The sequence below is a fragment of the Acetobacterium wieringae genome (assembly GCF_001766835.1).
Lineage (GTDB): Bacteria > Bacillota > Clostridia > Eubacteriales > Eubacteriaceae > Acetobacterium > Acetobacterium wieringae.
In genome coordinates, this window is the sequence record NZ_LKEU01000027.1 from 210,472 (window position 1) to 226,477 (window position 16,006).

Sequence of the window (16,006 nt, forward strand, 5' to 3'; positions counted from 1 at the left end):
TATTTTTTAAAACGGCAAAGCAGCGGGGTGGCTGCTTTGCCGTATCAGTGGTGGAATTATTTGGCTGTTTTACCCAGTGAATTAGCAACCAGTTTAGTGTACTGATCCTGGGTTAAATCGGTGTGGTAGAACAATTTGTAATATTCAGCGGCTTTTTTATAGCCATCATATTGAGCCTGATCGGGATATAATAACTGAGTCATCCAGATCATCCCCATCAAACGGTTAACGGATGGCGGGCTGCCCATCCAGTTATAGGGGCCATTGGGGACTTCATAATAAGTGCCGTTTTTAATGGCCTTAAGATTCTGCCAGGCTTCGCTGGTTGCCACGGCGCTGTAAGCACTGCCGGGGGCAAAAATAATGACATCCGGATCCCACAGCATCAGCTGCTCCATATCCACCGGGTTGCCGGTGCCTTTGCTGGAAATATCACTGACAACCGCCACATTATTGCTGAGGGCATCAATTACTTCAGCATGGAAAGAACCCTTGGCCAGCACACTCAGGCCATCTTCGCCGGTACAGTAAACCAGTTTGGCTTTGCCGTTTTCACCAACTTTATCAATAATATTTTGGGTATCGGTATTGACCGTCTCACAGTATTTTGCCAGAACTTCGGCTTCTTTTTCTTTACCAAGCAGTTTCCCTAAGGTTCGATAAGCCTCGGCCATGGTATCGATGGTTGCTTCGATGTGAACGGTTGGAATGCCGACCTGTTCCTGAATGCCATCCATATCCTCGACGATGGTGGATTTGGATTCGCCAATATCAATGATAATCTGGGGGTCGACGTTGGCAATTTCTTCAAGATTTAAATCACCCTGGCCATAAAATTGGCCTAAAACGGGCAGATCCAGGTATTGGGTGTCGATGTATTCTTGAGCAGTGGCATCCCATTTACTGGAAAGACCGACAAACATTTCCGGAGCTAAAGCAAAAAGGGCGATCTGCGCCAGCGCCCCGGAAGGGACAATCCGGGTGATTTTGGTCGGAACCTCGACCACCCGGCCAGCAGAGTCGGTAAAGCTGGTGGTGGCATTTGCTGATGCCGTGCCGGATCCGCTGCTGCCGCAGGCGGTGGCCATCGTCATCACCAGACAAACTACCAGTAATAGGGCTACAAGTTTTTTCTTCATTTCATTTTCTCCTCTTTAGACGTTTATGTTCTTTATATCAAAACCATTGACAATGGTTTAAAGTCAGTGTCAATCAATTCTAGAGGCTGACCCAAGAGCGGATTACCAGATAATCAGATGGCACATTTGGGAACACAGACTCTGACCCGGTCATCATAAAGGCTATTGATGGTTACCTCAGCAGCGTAGAGATTGCGAATCAGCTCTTCGGTAAAAATGTCGCCGGGTTGCCCCCAGGCGGCGATTTCACCATCTTTCATGGCCATCACCGTGTCGGAGAATAAAAAGGTCTGATCCGGATTATGGGTTGATTGGATGATCGTGTAACCTTCTTGAGCCAGGGATTTTATCTGGGTCAGAACACGGATCTGGTTGCCATAATCCAAATTGGCGGTCGGTTCATCCAGAATCAGAATTTTTGCCTTTTGCACCAGGGCCCGGGCCATCAACACCAGCTGGCGTTCACCGCCGCTTATTTGGGTATAGCCCCGCTTTTTCAGATGACTGATCCCCAGCCGTTCCAGGGCCTGTTCCACCAGTTGCAGCTGTTTTTTCCCCGGTTTTGAAATCACCGAGACCTGATGGGTGGTGCCCATCAAGACCATGTCGAAGACACTGTAGTTAAAGGACGGATAGTGGGATTGGGGGATATAGGCAACAGCTTTGGCGATATCCATAATGCTCATGGCATTCAGGTTTTTACCATGAAGGAGTATTTGGCCGGAATACCCTTTTTGTAAACCCAGCATGCAGCGAAAAAGGGTGCTTTTGCCGACACCGTTGGCGCCCAGAATGGACAACAACTGATTTTCCTGAGCGGCAAAACTGACGTGCTTGAGAATCGGATGCGTGCCATAACTGAAGCTGAGATTTGCGACTTCAATACTCAATAGATTTCCTCCGTTCTGGTAATTAGATAGATGAAAAAGGGGGCACCAATAAAGGCGGTTAAGATCCCCAGGGGGATCTCGGTGGTGAACAGATTTCGGGATACATCATCTACAAGCAAGAGAAAGATAGCCCCGAACAGCATCGTGGCGGGCATCAGATGATTAAAGTTATTCCCCACCAGTTTTCTGGTCAAGTGGGGAATGACCAAGCCAACCCAGCCAATCATGCCGCTGACCGACACGCTGGCAGCAGTAACAAGGGTGGCGCAGATAATGACGATTAAACGAATTTGGTTTGAATTAACCCCCATGGTGCGGGCTTCATCGTCACCCATGGTCAGGACGTTCATCCGCCACCTTAATAATAATAAGGGGATCAGGCCCAGCGCCATGGGAATCAGGACAAAGGTCACCTCACTGATTTTGGCACCGTTTAAGCTACCCATCAGCCAGTAGGTGATGGCAGGGAGTTGATCGCTGGGATCGGCAATGAGTTTGATAAAGGAGGTACCGGCCGAGAACAGCGAACTGATCATTATGCCGGACAAAATGAGCGCTAAAATGTTTTTGCCCTTGGCTTTTTTGCTGATTAGATAGACCAGGGCAACGGTTAGCAGACTGAATCCGAAGGCTGAGATCGTGATCATAAAGCTGCTGCCGTAATGGAGGATCGCCAGAGCAGCACCAAAAGCGGCACCAGCAGAGGCCCCTGGATATCGGGAGCGGCCATGGGATTTTGAAAAACGCCCTGGTAAGCGGCACCAGCAGCCGATAGACAACAACCGACCAGGCAGGCCAATGCGATTCGGGGTAAGCGGACATTGAATAAGACAGTTTCAATTTTTTCAGTCCAAAAGGGTTCGATGGGGATAAGCTTTGAAAAGAGAATGCCCAGCAGCTCATTGGTATAAATTGGGTATCGACCAATCCGGAAGGAAACGACGATTGTAAGAATCAGAATAATGCCCAGACTGAGAATGATTAAAGTATTTCGGTTAAACTGTTTCAATACCGGCTCCTTGATAAGTTTCGATTTAAAATGTTTAGTATGTTTTTATTATGTTTTGATTATTTTTGTACATTGTACAATAAAGTCTTACTCTGTGTCAAACGGACTTTCCTAATATTCAAGTGTCAAAAAGAATGAACCTTCATTGATCCAATTTGATGTGAGCATTCAAATAAATCGGTGATAGCGGTTAAAAATGCAAAAAAAATAGACCCGCTAAACGGATCTATTCAGACTGTTAAAAAAGATAACCCAGTACCGACAATTGTTACATCATGTTGTGCGCATCGGAGCGGACACGGCATCGCCTGTCCGATTCCGCAGCGAACAACAGATTAACAATTGGTCGGTACGGCAGTTTATCAACAACCTCACACCCTGATGCTTAATCAGGGTTTAAATTGTGTTAATTTAGATTGTTTTCTTCCAGGGCCAGTTTGGCTGCTGGGAAAGGCTCCAGCGCCCGGCTTAAGATTCCCTGAACGTAGGCGATCAGCATCCCGTAGTTGGTGATGTAAACCCCTTTTTGTCGGGCGGTGTGAACCCGGTATTGCATTTCCCGACGGTTGAGCATACAGCCGCCACAATGGACAATCACCGCATACTCGCCAATATCCTTGGGATAATGGGCCCCGGAGGCCCAATGGAAGTCAATATCACAGCCAGCAATCTGGCGGATCCAGCGGGGGATTTTAACCTTGCCGATATCATCGGCCTGGCGGTGATGGGTACAGCCCTCAACAATCAGCACCTTATCCCCGGGGGCCAGTTGTTCAATCCGTTTAATCCCCCGAACCATTTCGGCCAAATCGGTTTTTTGTCGGGCAAACAGGATCGAAAAAGAGGTCAGGGGAATATCGGCAGGGGTATCGGCCGAGACCTTCAGGAAGGCCTGGGAGTCGGTGATGACAATGGCTGGCGGCTTGTTCAGGCTTTCCAGGGTGTGTTTGAGCTCATGCTCCTTGGTGATCATCGCCACCGCATCCTTTTCGAGGATGTCCCGGATGGTTTGCTGCTGGGGCAGAATCAACCGACCCTTGGGGGCCGATTTGTCAATTGGGGTCACCAGTACCACCATATCTCCGGAATCGATCAGATCGCCAACCAGGGCCGGTTCCACATCTTCATAATTGGCATGGTCGATGATCATTTGCTTAACGGCTTTAATCCCGGTGCCATTATAAACACTGGTAAAGGATAAGGGGATTTTAAGGGATTTTTTCAAGGCTTCGATCTCTTCCGGTGCAGGACAGCCCTTGTCGGCCTTGTTGAGCACAAAAACGCTGGGGATTTTGCGCTTGATCAGTTGATCAATGAATTCTTCTTCAAAGTCAGTGATGCCGGTTTCAATATCTGCCACGACAATCGCAAAATGGCATTTCCGGAGGACCTCATAGGTTTTTTCAATCCGCAGCAGTCCCAGTTCGCCGGTATCATCCAGACCGGCGGTGTCAATAAAGACCACCGGGCCGATCGGCAACAGCTCCATGGTTTTATAAACCGGATCGGTGGTGGTTCCGGCCACGTCCGAAATAACCGCCACCGACTGGTCCGTCAGTGCATTAATCAAAGAGGATTTACCGGCATTTCGTTTGCCAAAAAGGCCAATCGCCATCCGGCTGGACATCGGGGTTTCATTCATACTATTTAAATTCATAATTTTTTCCTTTCGATCAGAGATTTTGATCAGTGTTTTTTATCCATGCTGGGTGAGGTCAGCCGTTCCGGTTTTAATACTGCATCGAGCTCCGAAACGGTCATCCAATTTTTTTCGAGAATGATATCCCGGATGGGCTTTCCGGTTTCTTTTAAAATCAGGGCTGCTTCGGTGCCCTTGTCATAGCCGATGATGGCAGTCAGAGCGGTGAGCATGACGGTGCTGTTTTCCAGATGTTCCCGACAGGTCTGCTCGTTGGCGGTGATCCCGGCAATACAGCGCTTGCTAAACAGCGGCAGCGCATGACGGAGCAGATCCAGTTCCTCAAACAGGTTTTTGGCAATCACCGGTAAAAAAGCATTAAGCTCCAGCTGTCCGGACATGGCTGCCAGGGTGATGGCGGTGTCATTGGCAATAATCTGAAAGGCAACCTGATTGACCGCTTCAGGGATGACCGGATTGACCTTGCCGGGCATAATTGAAGATCCGGCCTGAACTCCCGGCAGGGTGATTTCGCCAAGGCCGGTGTAGGGTCCGGAGGACAGCAGCCGTAGATCATTGGCAATTTTTGAAAGATTGACGGCGGCTGTTTTTAACAGTCCTGAAACTTCCACAAAGACATCGCAGTTCTGGGTCGGATCCATCATGTAATCGGTTCGGGCCAGGCTGATGCCGGTCAGATCCCGAAGTTTTTCAATCATCGTAAAGATATAGGCCCGGGGGGCATTGAGGCCGGTACCCACGGCAGTACCACCGATATTCACCTGCCGGAGCCGCTCTTCAGCCTTGTAAAGCCGCCAGCGATCCCGGGAAATGGCCTGGGCCCAGGCGCCAAACTCCTGACCCAGGGTTACTGGTACGGCATCCTGAAGCTGGGTTCGCCCGGCTTTGATGATCCGGGAAAAGGCTTCTTCCTGTTCCTGAAGGGCCGACTGCAGGTTGGCAAAGGACTCGGTCACTGGTTTTAACAGCCGGATGGCAGCAATTCGCACCGCAGTCGGAAAGACATCATTGGTCGATTGGTGAAGATTGACGTGATCCAGCGGATGTATCAGGCGGTAATCCCCTTTTTGTCCGCCCAGGCGTTCAATGGCCCGGTTGGCAATCACCTCGTTGACATTCATATTGGCCGAGGTACCGGCACCGCCCTGCAGACAATCCACCACAAACTGGTTACTTAGGGCTCCCGCCAGAATCTCGTCACAGGCGGCGATGATGGCTTCGCCTTTGTCAGGCGCCAGGGCGCCAATGCTTAGATTGGTCAGCGCTGCCGCTTTCTTGATGACCACCAGAGCGGCCACCAACTCTTTGTGAATCGGCTGGCCGGTCAGATGAAAATTCTCCCTAGCCCGCACCGTATGGATACCAAAATAGGCATCCGCCGGTACTTCACACGGTCCTAATAAATCATGTTCAATTCGCATGTTTTCCCTCTTTTCAAATACAAAAAAGCTCTCTTTCCGAAAAATAGGCGGAAAGAGAGCGCAATTGTATCAGGATGTTTAAAAAATAAAGCAAACACGTGCATTATCAATAAACTTGCCAATTTCGCACCTTTCCGGTCAGAAAAAATCTTTTCGGTCAGGATAATAGCAACACTATAACGTTTTCAGTTTAATAAGGCAATCTTAGCATTGTTTGACAGCTTTGTCAAAGTCGGGTTAGGGTATTATTTTGTGAACCCGGCCTGATTTGATTGTTGCTCAACCAGATGAGATAATAATCGAGCAATAAGAAAATATAAGCAGAAGAATTAAAGGGAATTATATATGCGAATTAACAAACTTTTTCCTTGACTATTTAAACCGGTTCAATTAACATAGAGTTTAATTAGTTTATAATTATTATTTGATAAATAATAATAAAGCATACTAGAAGTCAGGAGGCCAGCAATGAGTGAATTAGAAACAGCATACCCATGGGCATTGTTTAATCTGGAACAGGGTGTCTATGGTGTTTCCAGTCAATATATTAAATCCATTTTTAAAATTGAAAATTTAATAAAGATGCCGGGTATGCCCGACTACATGCGGGGTGCAGTGAACATGCGCGGGAAAATTGTGCCGATTATTGATACGCGAAAATTTTATGGGTTTCAGTCGGTTGCAGAGGAAATTAACGGATTGACAGAACTGTTGGGACAGCGAAAACAGGATCATATCAATTGGATTAGAGAATTGGAAGACTCAGTTGTGGAAAACCGGGAGTTCAAGCTAACAACCGATCCTCACGCCTGTGCCTTTGGAAAATGGTATGATCATTTTGAAACCGATGACCAAACGCTGGAATATCTTTTGCGAAAATTTGATGCGCCCCATAAGCGGATTCATAAAGTGGGCGTTGAAGTCAGGCAACTGGTGGATCAGGGCGAGCGAGAAAAGGCTTTTGATGTGATCAGAAAAGCAAAAAATAACGAGTTAATCCAAATGATCAAACTGTTTGATACATTGGTGAATGATTTTACAGAATCCAAACGGGAATTGGCGATCGTGTTGGAGGATCCAAAACAAAATCTGGAAATAGGTCTGACGGTGGATCGGGTCATTGCCATTGAACCGATTCTGGAAGATCGGGAAAATTCCCTTGATTCAGTAACCCATAAGTCCCATGAGAGCCTTGGTCTGGGAAAACGATCAAAAGATCAAACGCCAGTCTTTATTATTGATGAAAACTATTTTTTTAATTTATAGCAAAATTACTATTTCGGCAACAGTTCTTTGAGAGGATAAATGAAACGATGTGATTTTATAAAAAAAACGGGTAGATACTCCATAAACCAGAGAGGAGGATTTGTGGATGAACTATCAAATCGTTAAAGAATTTCCCCATCCGATGATGGAAAAAGGAAAGAGGCCGGTGATCTCCATCTATGTGGATACCCATATCAAGAAACCGGATCGTCTGGAAAATCCCATCCGTTTTAAGAATCTCGTTAAAGAAGCCCAGGCTTCTTTAAAAGACAAGGAATTCAAAGGTTTTAAAGATCTCTTTTCGTTGTTTAAAGAAATGGAGGAAGATGCTTTGTTCTGGGAGGGTGCCACCGAAAGTATGGCCATTCTGGGGGATGAAGAAGAGTGCATTGTTTATAAGCTGCCGGTCAACGTTAAAAGCCTGGCGATTGTGTCAGACAGTTTTTATATAAAACCTCTGCTACGCAGTTTTCAGTCCAACGGCCATTATCATGTGCTGGGGCTGAACCGGGATAATTTTGTTTTGTTTGAAGCTGACCGTTACGGCATTACCGAAATTCCAGTCGATGCCAGGGATGCCACCATGGAAGGGGTGCTGGGAACTGAAAAAACCGCCCCCCATCTGTCCGTGGCCAGCATCGGTGGCGACCAGTCCATGTATCACGGTCATGGCGGGGCCAAGGATGAGCGCAAGGTGGATCAGGAAAAGTTCTTCCGGCATGTTGATACCTTTGTGCTGGAACAGTATTCCAAAAAACAAAAAATACCCCTGATTTTGGTTAGTCCCGATGAACACCAGGGTGAATTCAGAAAGCTGTCAAAAAATAATTTCCTGATTGATGAGGGCATCAAAATTGATGGCGATGCTTTAGACAAGAAAAGCCTGTATGTAAAGGTTCAGGATGTGATGCAGGAACGGTTTAAAAAAGAATTGAAAGACCGGATGGCCGCTTTTTCTGAAGCCCACGCCAAGGATTTGGGGTCTGATGATGTGATACAGATTGGCCGGGCCATTGTCGAAGGCAAGGTCGCCAGCCTCTATCTGGAAGAAAACACGGTTCATCCCGGCCGCTTTGATCCCCAGCTGGGCACGGTTATGCAGGGTGAAATTGCCGATCCCCGTGTTGGCGATGTCTATGATGATATGGCCGAGGTGGTGCTGAGCCGGGGTGGTGAGGTGTTGATCCTGGGCAAAGATGAAATGCCCACCGAAAGGGAGCTGGCAGCAGTGTATCGGTACTGATTGTTTGAGTATAACAACAAATTAATTGAGGATTAACTCCTAATATTTAAAGGGGTTAATCCTTATTATTTTTCCGGATTAAGTCGGATTTTGTAGTATAATAAAAGAAAATTTTATAGAAACAGATATTTTATCAAATGGTTGATGTGTAAAAATAAGCGAAAGTGAAAGGGAACACAATGAGTAACGAATATAAAGAAAAAATAGGTAAATTGGTTGACAACATTTCAGAAAGTTATCGAAAGGAGTGCTATATTGCCCCGCATGATTTAGGGTTTTTACCAAACCGTACGGTAATCATTGATACCACTAAAGCTTTGCGCCAGCTTGTTTTCCCCAGTTATTTCGGGAAAACCAATTTTCGTAGAGAAATTCAGGATTATCATATTGGCGAGCTGCTGGTCTGTATTATTGAGAGCTTAACCAAGCAGATTACCCTGGCCTTGAAGCATCAGGCCAGCCGGAAGGAAAATTTGGGTGAGGAATATTATCATCAGGAAGCGTTACGAATCTGCGATGAGTTTATGAGCAGAATTCCGCAGATTCGGGAGTTTTTAGCAACCGATGTTATTGCCGCCTTTGACGGTGATCCGGCGGCAAAGAGTAAGGACGAAATCATCTTCTGCTATCCCGGTGTTTTTGCCATCAGTATTCATCGTCTGGCACATGAGTTGTATAAACTTTCAGTGCCGTTGATCCCCCGGATTATGAGCGAATATGCCCATAACATTACCGGGATCGATATCCATCCTGGGGCGACCATCGGTAAATACTTTTTTATTGATCATGGGACCGGTGTGGTTATTGGTGAAACGGCGATTATCGGGGAACATGTCAAAATTTATCAGGGTGTTACCCTGGGGGCGCTATCTACCCGGGGTGGCCAGAAACTGCGGGGTATCCGGCGTCATCCCTGTCTGGAGGATGAAGTTACCGTTTATTCCGGGGCTTCTATTTTAGGTGGCGATACGGTTGTCGGCAAAGGATCGGTCATTGGTAGTAATGTATTTATTACAAAATCGGTGCCGGAAGGAACCAAAGTTAGTATCAAAACCCCAGAATTGCTTTTTTCTGGGCAGGCCACTAAAGAAGCTTCAGTGGAAGCCTTTGATTAAGTGAGATAACGCATATCAACAGTGGTACCATATAAAAAGCAGTATGGCAAAGTAATAAAAAATATTTATAAGCTGACTCAAACAGAAAAAGTTTCAGGATTATTTTTATCTTGAAACTTTTTCTGCGTTTAAAATATAGTGAAAGGGGGTATGTAAAAGGGGTATACTGGATGTTAACAGCGTATAAGATAGCAAGACAAAGAAAAAAGGACGTAAAGGGACAAAGGATAGCTGGAATTGGGTAAATAATAAAAGCTTAGGGGGAACAATGAGCACAAAGATATTGATTGTGGATGATTCGACCACAGATCGGCTGATTATCAGTACCATGTTGGCGGATTATCAGACGTTGACAGCCTGTGATGGGTTGGAGGCCATGGAATTAATTGCCAAAAACCCGGACATTGATTTGGTCATTCTTGATTTAAACATGCCCAGAATGAACGGATTTGAAGTGCTGGAGGCACTACAGAAGGATCCGGAATATCGCAAACTTCGTACCATTATTCTGACTAATTATGATGAAATCGACAATGAGGTCAAAGGCCTGGAATTAGGAGCGGTGGATTATATCAGAAAACCGCTTAATCTTCAGTCGTTGCTGATTCGGATTAACATCCATATCAAATTAAAGCGGATCCAGAAAATGATCGAACAGGATAATGAACGGCTGGATGCCATGGTGTTAAAGAAAACCAGAGAGGTGGCCGCCACCCGGGACATCACCATCCAGGCGTTAGTCGGGCTGTTGGAAGTCCGCAATGTTGAATCGTCCAAACATACCATCCGTACCCAATTAATTATGAAAATTCTTTGTGACCATTTAAGTGAAAAACCCAAATACCAGGATATCCTCAGTGAAAACTACGTCAAGGAACTGGTGACCACCACCCCGCTTCACGATATCGGCAAGGTCGGCATTCCTGATAATATTTTATTAAAACCGGGAAGACTTACCGAGGATGAATTTACAATCATGAAAAAACATGTGGATTACGGGGTCAATGCCCTGCAAAATGAAATTTACTGCGATGAGGATGTCCCCAGCTTTATCAAAACGGCCATGGAAATTGTCGGGGCCCATCATGAAAAATATGATGGCAGTGGATATCCCCGGGGATTAGCGGGAGCAGAGATACCGCTGCCGGGACGTCTGATGGCGATTATCGACGTCTATGATGCGCTGACCAGCAAACGGGTTTATAAGCCAGCTTATGATTATGACTATAGCATCAATCTGATCCGGAGTGAAAGCGGCAAACATTTTGATCCAGAGATTGTGATGGGATTTTTGGAAATCCAGGAAAAAGTCATTGAGATTTCCCGTAAATTCATTCAGGACACCGATAATTCTGAGGTCTGGTCATGAAGCTCTTGGCCAGGGTAATGGTGATACTGATCATTATTCTGGGCTGGCCCTCTTTTTGTTATGCCCGAGATGACACCATTAGCTGGACCCCTGAAGAACTGGCGTTTATGGAAGAGCATCCGGTGATCCGGCTGGGGGTCGACCCCAAGTTTGTGCCCTTTGAGTTTTTTGATAAAGATGGCACCTATCAGGGTATTACCTCGGACTATCTGGAAATAATCAGTGAAAAAACCGGTTTGGAGATGGTGGTTACCCCCGGGTTGACCTGGACTGAAGCTTATGAAAAAGCCCTTCATGGCGAGGTCGATATGCTCCCGGCGGTTTCAAAAACACCGGCCCGGGAACAATATTTTTTATTTTCAGAACCCTACTATTATTTTAAGCGGGTCATTGTGGTGCGGGATTCCACCCAGGGAATCAGCAGCCTTGAAGATCTGTTCGGTCAAACCGTGGCGGTTCAAAAAAACAGTTCCCATCACAGCTATCTGGCAGACTATCCGCAGCTTAACCTGAGTTTGTACGACTCGGTCGAAGCCGCCTTAACGGCCGTTGCCGATGGCAGTGAAACAGCTTTTGTGGGAAATCTGGCGACCACCAATTATCTGATCAATTCAACGGGTCTGACTAATCTGAAGTATGTCGCCTTCGAAGCCGAAAAACAGCAGGGCCTATATTTTGCGGTACGCAACGATTGGCCGGTTTTGATTGGCATCATTGATAAAACCCTGGCGACCATCACCCCGGAAGAGCGGATTGCGATTAACAGCAAGTGGGTTGGGGCCGATGTGGAACCGGATTATGGTCCGGTTTATCAGGTAGTCATGATGGTCAGTGGGGTCATTATTCTGATCTGGCTGGTGTCGATTTATTGGATTTTACGGCTCCGTCGGGAAATTGACACGCGGAAGAAAATTCAGTGTGATCTGGAAATTGCCCGCCAGGAAGCCGAGGCCGCCAACACGATAAAATCCAGTTTTCTGGCCCGAATGTCCCATGAAATCCGGACGCCCCTAAATGCGATTACCGGGATGGCCTATCTGGTTAAAAAAACCCAGGTAACTCTGACCCAGAAGATGTATCTGGATCGGATCACTCAGTCGGCGAATACGATGCTGAGTATTATTAACGATATTCTTGATTTTTCTAAGATTGAAGCCGGAAAAATCGAGCTGGAGCGGGTTTCTTTTAATCTGGATCAGGTGATTCAGGATGTGATTAACATCGTATCCTATAAAATCGAAGAACAGCGGATCGGTTTTAAACTGACCAAGGATCCCAAAATTCCCAACTGTTATTTCGGTGATGCCAAACGGATTGAGCAGATTTTATTGAACCTGATTAATAATGCCACCAAATTTACCAACACCGGAGAAGTCTCCCTTGATATCCGTCTGGTGGCCAGGGAATCCAATTACTATCATCTGGCCTTTACCGTCCGGGATACCGGCATCGGGATGACCGACGAGCAGATAAAAAATCTGTTCGAACCCTTTGCTCAGGGCGATGCCAGCATTAACCGCCGTTTTGGGGGGACCGGGCTGGGGCTTTCGATTGTAAAAAGTCTGGTGGATATGATGAAGGGCGAGATTGAAGTTTACAGCACTGCAGGTGAAGGATCAACCTTTATTGTCGAATTGTCTCTGGAAAAAGATCAGCAGAGCGAACAGGAATATCAGCAGCAGGTTTCGTCACTTTATTTCAATGATATAAAGACCCTGGTACTGGAAAAAACCGGGTCAAATATGAATATAATTGACAGTTATCTCGGGGCTTTTGGAATGCATTGCGAGCTGACCACCTCGTCGGTCAGTGCCATCAGCATGCTGGAACTGGAAAATGGCAAATTTACGGAGCCCTTTGATCTGCTGATTCTGGATTACGATACGCCAAGTGGTGGGGGCTTTAAATTTGTTGAAATGATCCAGGAAAACAAGAAAATCCTGAAAAAGCCCAAGGTTATTATGCTATTGCCGATGATGCGGGAAGACTTGTTTGACCAACTCGATACCCAGGGGGTTGACATTGGCATTGGCAAACCGATCATCCCCTCAGTTTTATATAATGGGATTTTGGAGATTTTTAGAACCAAAGCAATTGTCGCCAATCAGGAGTTTAAACAGGAAACCTTTAATAAGGATATCCTGGATAATAACTATGGTATCCTGGTGGTGGAAGACAACAAAACCAATCAGCTGATTGCCAAATCACTGTTGGAACCAGTCGGTTTCCGGGTTTGGCTGGGTAATGACGGACAGGAAGGGGTAGAGCTCTTTAAGGCGCACCGCAGTGATATTGATTTAATCCTGATGGATTTGCACATGCCAGTACTTAATGGTTATGAAGCGTCGGAGCAAATCAGAACGCTCTCGGCGGATATTCCAATTGTCGCCATGACCGCTGATGTGATTGAGGGGGTAAAGGAAAAGTGCGAATCATGCGGGATTCATCACTACATCAGCAAGCCCTTTGATCCCGAACAATTTGTGGAAACCATCAGCAAAATTATCAGCGTCGAAACAGCTACTTCAAAAGAGTCCAAGCACCCGGACAGTGATCAGAACAAGGAAAGGGCAGATGGGGTTGCGGTTCTTGATCGGGCAGAGGGGCTCCGTTATATGGGGAACAATCAGGCGCTCTATCAGGAGGTACTGGCAGCCTATTTCACTGAAAATCAGGAAGTGGTTGAAAAACTGGCGCTCGCTATCAAAAACCGGCGCTATCAGGAAGCCGCCCAAATGGTTCATAAGGTTAAAAGCAGTTCTGGCAGTATCGGCGCCAGGAAACTTTTTGAAGTGGCCAAGGCCTTGCAAAAAGCTCTGGAAAGCTGTGATGAAAGGGAAATAGCCAGTCTTCATCCGGCATTTTCGCAGGCCATGAAACAATTGCTGACGATGATAAAAAGCGATTAAGAGCAATGCGGGTGGATAAGTTAACAGCGGGTACCATAAGGGATATAGATAAACAAATTCTTCCAATTCACACCGGGATTTTGTAGCAAAAACCAATAGTTGTGCTATAATAATCACAACGTAAGTATGATGAGGAGGGTAACAATGTTAAATATTGCTTCGCGGATTGATCAGCTGCCGATGACATCAATGTTGAAAAAGGTTCTTTTGTTAACCGGGATCGGCTGGATGTTTGATGCGATGGATCAGGGGATGGTTTCCGGTGTGATGGCAGCCATCGGTAAAGAATGGGCGTTAGATCCCAGTCAGCTCGGGTTGCTGGGCAGCATCGGAATGCTGGGGATGGCCTTGGGTGCCGGTTTGTCCGGGATGGCCGCTGATAAGTGGGGCCGCCGAACGGTGATTATGTGGACCCTGATTATTTATGGGGTCTCCAGTGCGCTGTCCGGTTTTGCCGTCAATTTTACGATGCTATTGGTACTGCGGTTTTGTACCGGTTTTGGACTGGGTGGGGAGTTGCCAGCGGCATCAACCCTGGTCAGTGAGTTTTCGCCGACCCGGATGCGGGGCAGAAATGTAATTATTCTGGAGAGCTTCTGGGCCTGGGGATGGCTGATTGCCGCCTTTGTGGCTTACTTGTTTATTCCCGTCTATGGCTGGCGGATGGCCTTTTTAGTGGGTGGTATTCCAGCCCTGTTTGCAGCTTTCTTTCGGATGGCCGTGCCGGAATCGCCCCGGTATCTGGAATCAGTGGGAAAAACCGCTGAAGCCGAAGCATTGCTGGTAACCATGGAAAAACAGGCCAATATTACCAGTCAGGTTGAGTCTACTGAAGTTGATAAACTTAGTCATATCAAGGCATCATTTTTAGATTTATGGTCCAAGCCCTATATAAAATCTACCATTGTATTATGGGTGATCTGGTTTGGGATCAATTTTGGTTACTATGGTTTTGTTTTGTGGACGCCGTCACTATTGGTGGCAAAAGGCTTCACCCTGACAAAAAGTTTTGAATTTACCCTGATCATGTGTCTGGCCCAGTTGCCGGGATATTTCAGTGCGGCGTATCTGATTGAGAAAGTTGGCCGAAAAAAAGTGCTGGCCATTTATTTTGCCGGAACGGCACTGGCGGCCTGGCTATTTGGCCATGCTGGCAGTGTGGAACAGATTCTGATCTATGGTTCAATGCTTTATTTTTTCAGTCTGGGTGCCTGGGGCTGTGTTTATGCCTATACGCCAGAAGTTTATCCGACCTTTTTCAGAGCGACCGGTTCTGGCTGGGCCGCCGCATTTGGACGGATTGGCGCTTTTTCGGCTCCCTTTATTGTGCCGGTAATCTATAATTACTATGGCACCGAAATCGGCTATACCAATGTATTTATTACTCTGACCCTCGTATTTGCAGTGGTGGCCATTGTGGTAGCGGTGTTTGGTAAGGAAACGATGGGGAAAAGCCTGGAAGAAATCAACAAAGCAACCGTTTGAATTTAAGGCATCATAAAATAAGTGAAAAAACAAACAGCCTCTTGTCGATTAAAAGACAACAGGCTGTTTGTTTCTTTAGAACGTTTATAAAATCAGACAACTTTAACGGCATCACTGGGATAAGGCATTCTCAATCGACTTGAGATAGGCTTTGCTGGACACCGTGGCACTGCTGATGGTGTCGACGGTGGTGTTCTGTTTTTCGATCACCGCATGAATAAGGGCATCAGTCACCTCGGGCTTTTCCATGGTGACGGTTTTGACCACCGCAATGTTTGAAATCTGGTGATCAGCCACGCTGACGGCGACCTCATTGCTCCAGCGCCCGGCCGTATAAACACCGGTATAGGTGCCGTCTTCAATTCCTTTCAGATCGACGGGGTTAATCGCCAGATTTTCGCCGGCTTCCAGGCCGTTGGTGATGTAAAAAACGCCACCGGCGCCGACCAGTACCAATACCCCCAGAATACTGAGAAGAATAATTATTGCTTTTTTCATCT

The 16,006-nt window shown here is 46.5% G+C and carries 11 protein-coding genes and 1 pseudogene; 6 read left to right on the plus strand and 6 right to left on the minus strand.

The window, feature by feature from the left end; genetic code table 11:
- Nucleotides 1-56 precede the first annotated feature (56 nt).
- The 5 genes and pseudogenes from ACWI_RS07825 to ACWI_RS07845 all read right to left on the minus strand — a co-directional run bounded on the left by ACWI_RS07825 (nucleotide 57) and on the right by ACWI_RS07845 (nucleotide 6,119).
- Entirely contained in the window at nucleotides 57-1,139 is a 1,083-nt protein-coding gene (locus ACWI_RS07825; RefSeq protein WP_070370872.1) for an ABC transporter substrate-binding protein, read from the minus strand.
- Between the two features lie 113 nt (nucleotides 1,140-1,252).
- A complete protein-coding gene (locus ACWI_RS07830) occupies nucleotides 1,253-2,029 on the minus strand; it encodes an ABC transporter ATP-binding protein (protein ID WP_070370873.1) in 777 nt (258 codons plus the stop codon).
- Nucleotides 2,026-3,038 (minus strand): annotated as a pseudogene (locus ACWI_RS07835) (FecCD family ABC transporter permease). Before ACWI_RS07835 ends, ACWI_RS07830 begins: the two are co-directional and overlap by 4 nt.
- Before the next feature lie 406 nt (nucleotides 3,039-3,444).
- Nucleotides 3,445-4,695, minus strand: coding sequence for a [FeFe] hydrogenase H-cluster maturation GTPase HydF (gene hydF, locus ACWI_RS07840; protein ID WP_207648647.1), 1,251 nt, complete (start codon nucleotides 4,693-4,695; stop codon nucleotides 3,445-3,447).
- 29 nt (nucleotides 4,696-4,724) lie between these two features.
- Nucleotides 4,725-6,119, minus strand: a complete 1,395-nt coding sequence (locus ACWI_RS07845; RefSeq protein WP_070370874.1) for an aspartate ammonia-lyase — start codon at nucleotides 6,117-6,119, stop codon at nucleotides 4,725-4,727.
- Between the two features lie 468 nt (nucleotides 6,120-6,587).
- Between ACWI_RS07845 and ACWI_RS07850 the strand changes: the two genes are divergently transcribed.
- From ACWI_RS07850 to ACWI_RS07875, 6 genes are all read left to right on the plus strand, one after another.
- Nucleotides 6,588-7,385: a chemotaxis protein CheW gene (locus ACWI_RS07850; protein WP_070370875.1), complete on the plus strand. Its 798-nt coding sequence runs from the start codon at nucleotides 6,588-6,590 to the stop codon at nucleotides 7,383-7,385.
- A 106-nt stretch (nucleotides 7,386-7,491) separates the two neighbouring features.
- Complete coding sequence (locus ACWI_RS07855; protein ID WP_070370876.1) at nucleotides 7,492-8,628, plus strand: baeRF3 domain-containing protein; 1,137 nt, start codon at nucleotides 7,492-7,494, stop codon at nucleotides 8,626-8,628.
- Nucleotides 8,629-8,807: 179 nt separating this feature from the next.
- Complete coding sequence (gene epsC / locus ACWI_RS07860) at nucleotides 8,808-9,743, plus strand: serine O-acetyltransferase EpsC (protein WP_070370877.1); 936 nt, start codon at nucleotides 8,808-8,810, stop codon at nucleotides 9,741-9,743.
- Between the two features lie 268 nt (nucleotides 9,744-10,011).
- Nucleotides 10,012-11,112, plus strand: a complete 1,101-nt coding sequence (locus tag ACWI_RS07865; RefSeq protein WP_070370878.1) for an HD domain-containing phosphohydrolase — start codon at nucleotides 10,012-10,014, stop codon at nucleotides 11,110-11,112.
- On the plus strand, nucleotides 11,109-14,021 hold the full coding sequence (locus ACWI_RS07870; protein WP_070370879.1) for a response regulator: 2,913 nt from the start codon (nucleotides 11,109-11,111) through the stop codon (nucleotides 14,019-14,021). The genes ACWI_RS07865 and ACWI_RS07870 overlap by 4 nt, the downstream gene beginning before the upstream one ends.
- Before the next feature lie 144 nt (nucleotides 14,022-14,165).
- On the plus strand, nucleotides 14,166-15,506 hold the full coding sequence (locus ACWI_RS07875) for an MFS transporter (protein ID WP_070370880.1): 1,341 nt from the start codon (nucleotides 14,166-14,168) through the stop codon (nucleotides 15,504-15,506).
- Nucleotides 15,507-15,617: 111 nt separating this feature from the next.
- Here ACWI_RS07875 and ACWI_RS07880 read toward each other — a convergent pair whose 3' ends face one another.
- A complete protein-coding gene (locus ACWI_RS07880; protein ID WP_070370881.1) occupies nucleotides 15,618-16,004 on the minus strand; it encodes an FMN-binding protein in 387 nt (128 codons plus the stop codon).
- Nucleotides 16,005-16,006: the final 2 nt, after the last annotated feature.

Coding starts and splice junctions, on each gene's coding strand:
- ACWI_RS07825 (WP_070370872.1), bottom strand. CDS start 1,139: ATGAAGAAAAAACTTGTAGCCCTATTACTGGTAGTTTGTCTGGTGATG.
- hydF (WP_207648647.1), bottom strand. CDS start 4,695: ATGAATTTAAATAGTATGAATGAAACCCCGATGTCCAGCCGGATGGCG.
- ACWI_RS07845 (WP_070370874.1), bottom strand. CDS start 6,119: ATGCGAATTGAACATGATTTATTAGGACCGTGTGAAGTACCGGCGGAT.
- ACWI_RS07850 (WP_070370875.1), top strand. CDS start 6,588: ATGAGTGAATTAGAAACAGCATACCCATGGGCATTGTTTAATCTGGAA.
- ACWI_RS07855 (WP_070370876.1), top strand. CDS start 7,492: ATGAACTATCAAATCGTTAAAGAATTTCCCCATCCGATGATGGAAAAA.
- epsC (WP_070370877.1), top strand. CDS start 8,808: ATGAGTAACGAATATAAAGAAAAAATAGGTAAATTGGTTGACAACATT.
- ACWI_RS07865 (WP_070370878.1), top strand. CDS start 10,012: ATGAGCACAAAGATATTGATTGTGGATGATTCGACCACAGATCGGCTG.
- ACWI_RS07870 (WP_070370879.1), top strand. CDS start 11,109: ATGAAGCTCTTGGCCAGGGTAATGGTGATACTGATCATTATTCTGGGC.
- ACWI_RS07875 (WP_070370880.1), top strand. CDS start 14,166: ATGTTAAATATTGCTTCGCGGATTGATCAGCTGCCGATGACATCAATG.
- ACWI_RS07880 (WP_070370881.1), bottom strand. CDS start 16,004: ATGAAAAAAGCAATAATTATTCTTCTCAGTATTCTGGGGGTATTGGTA.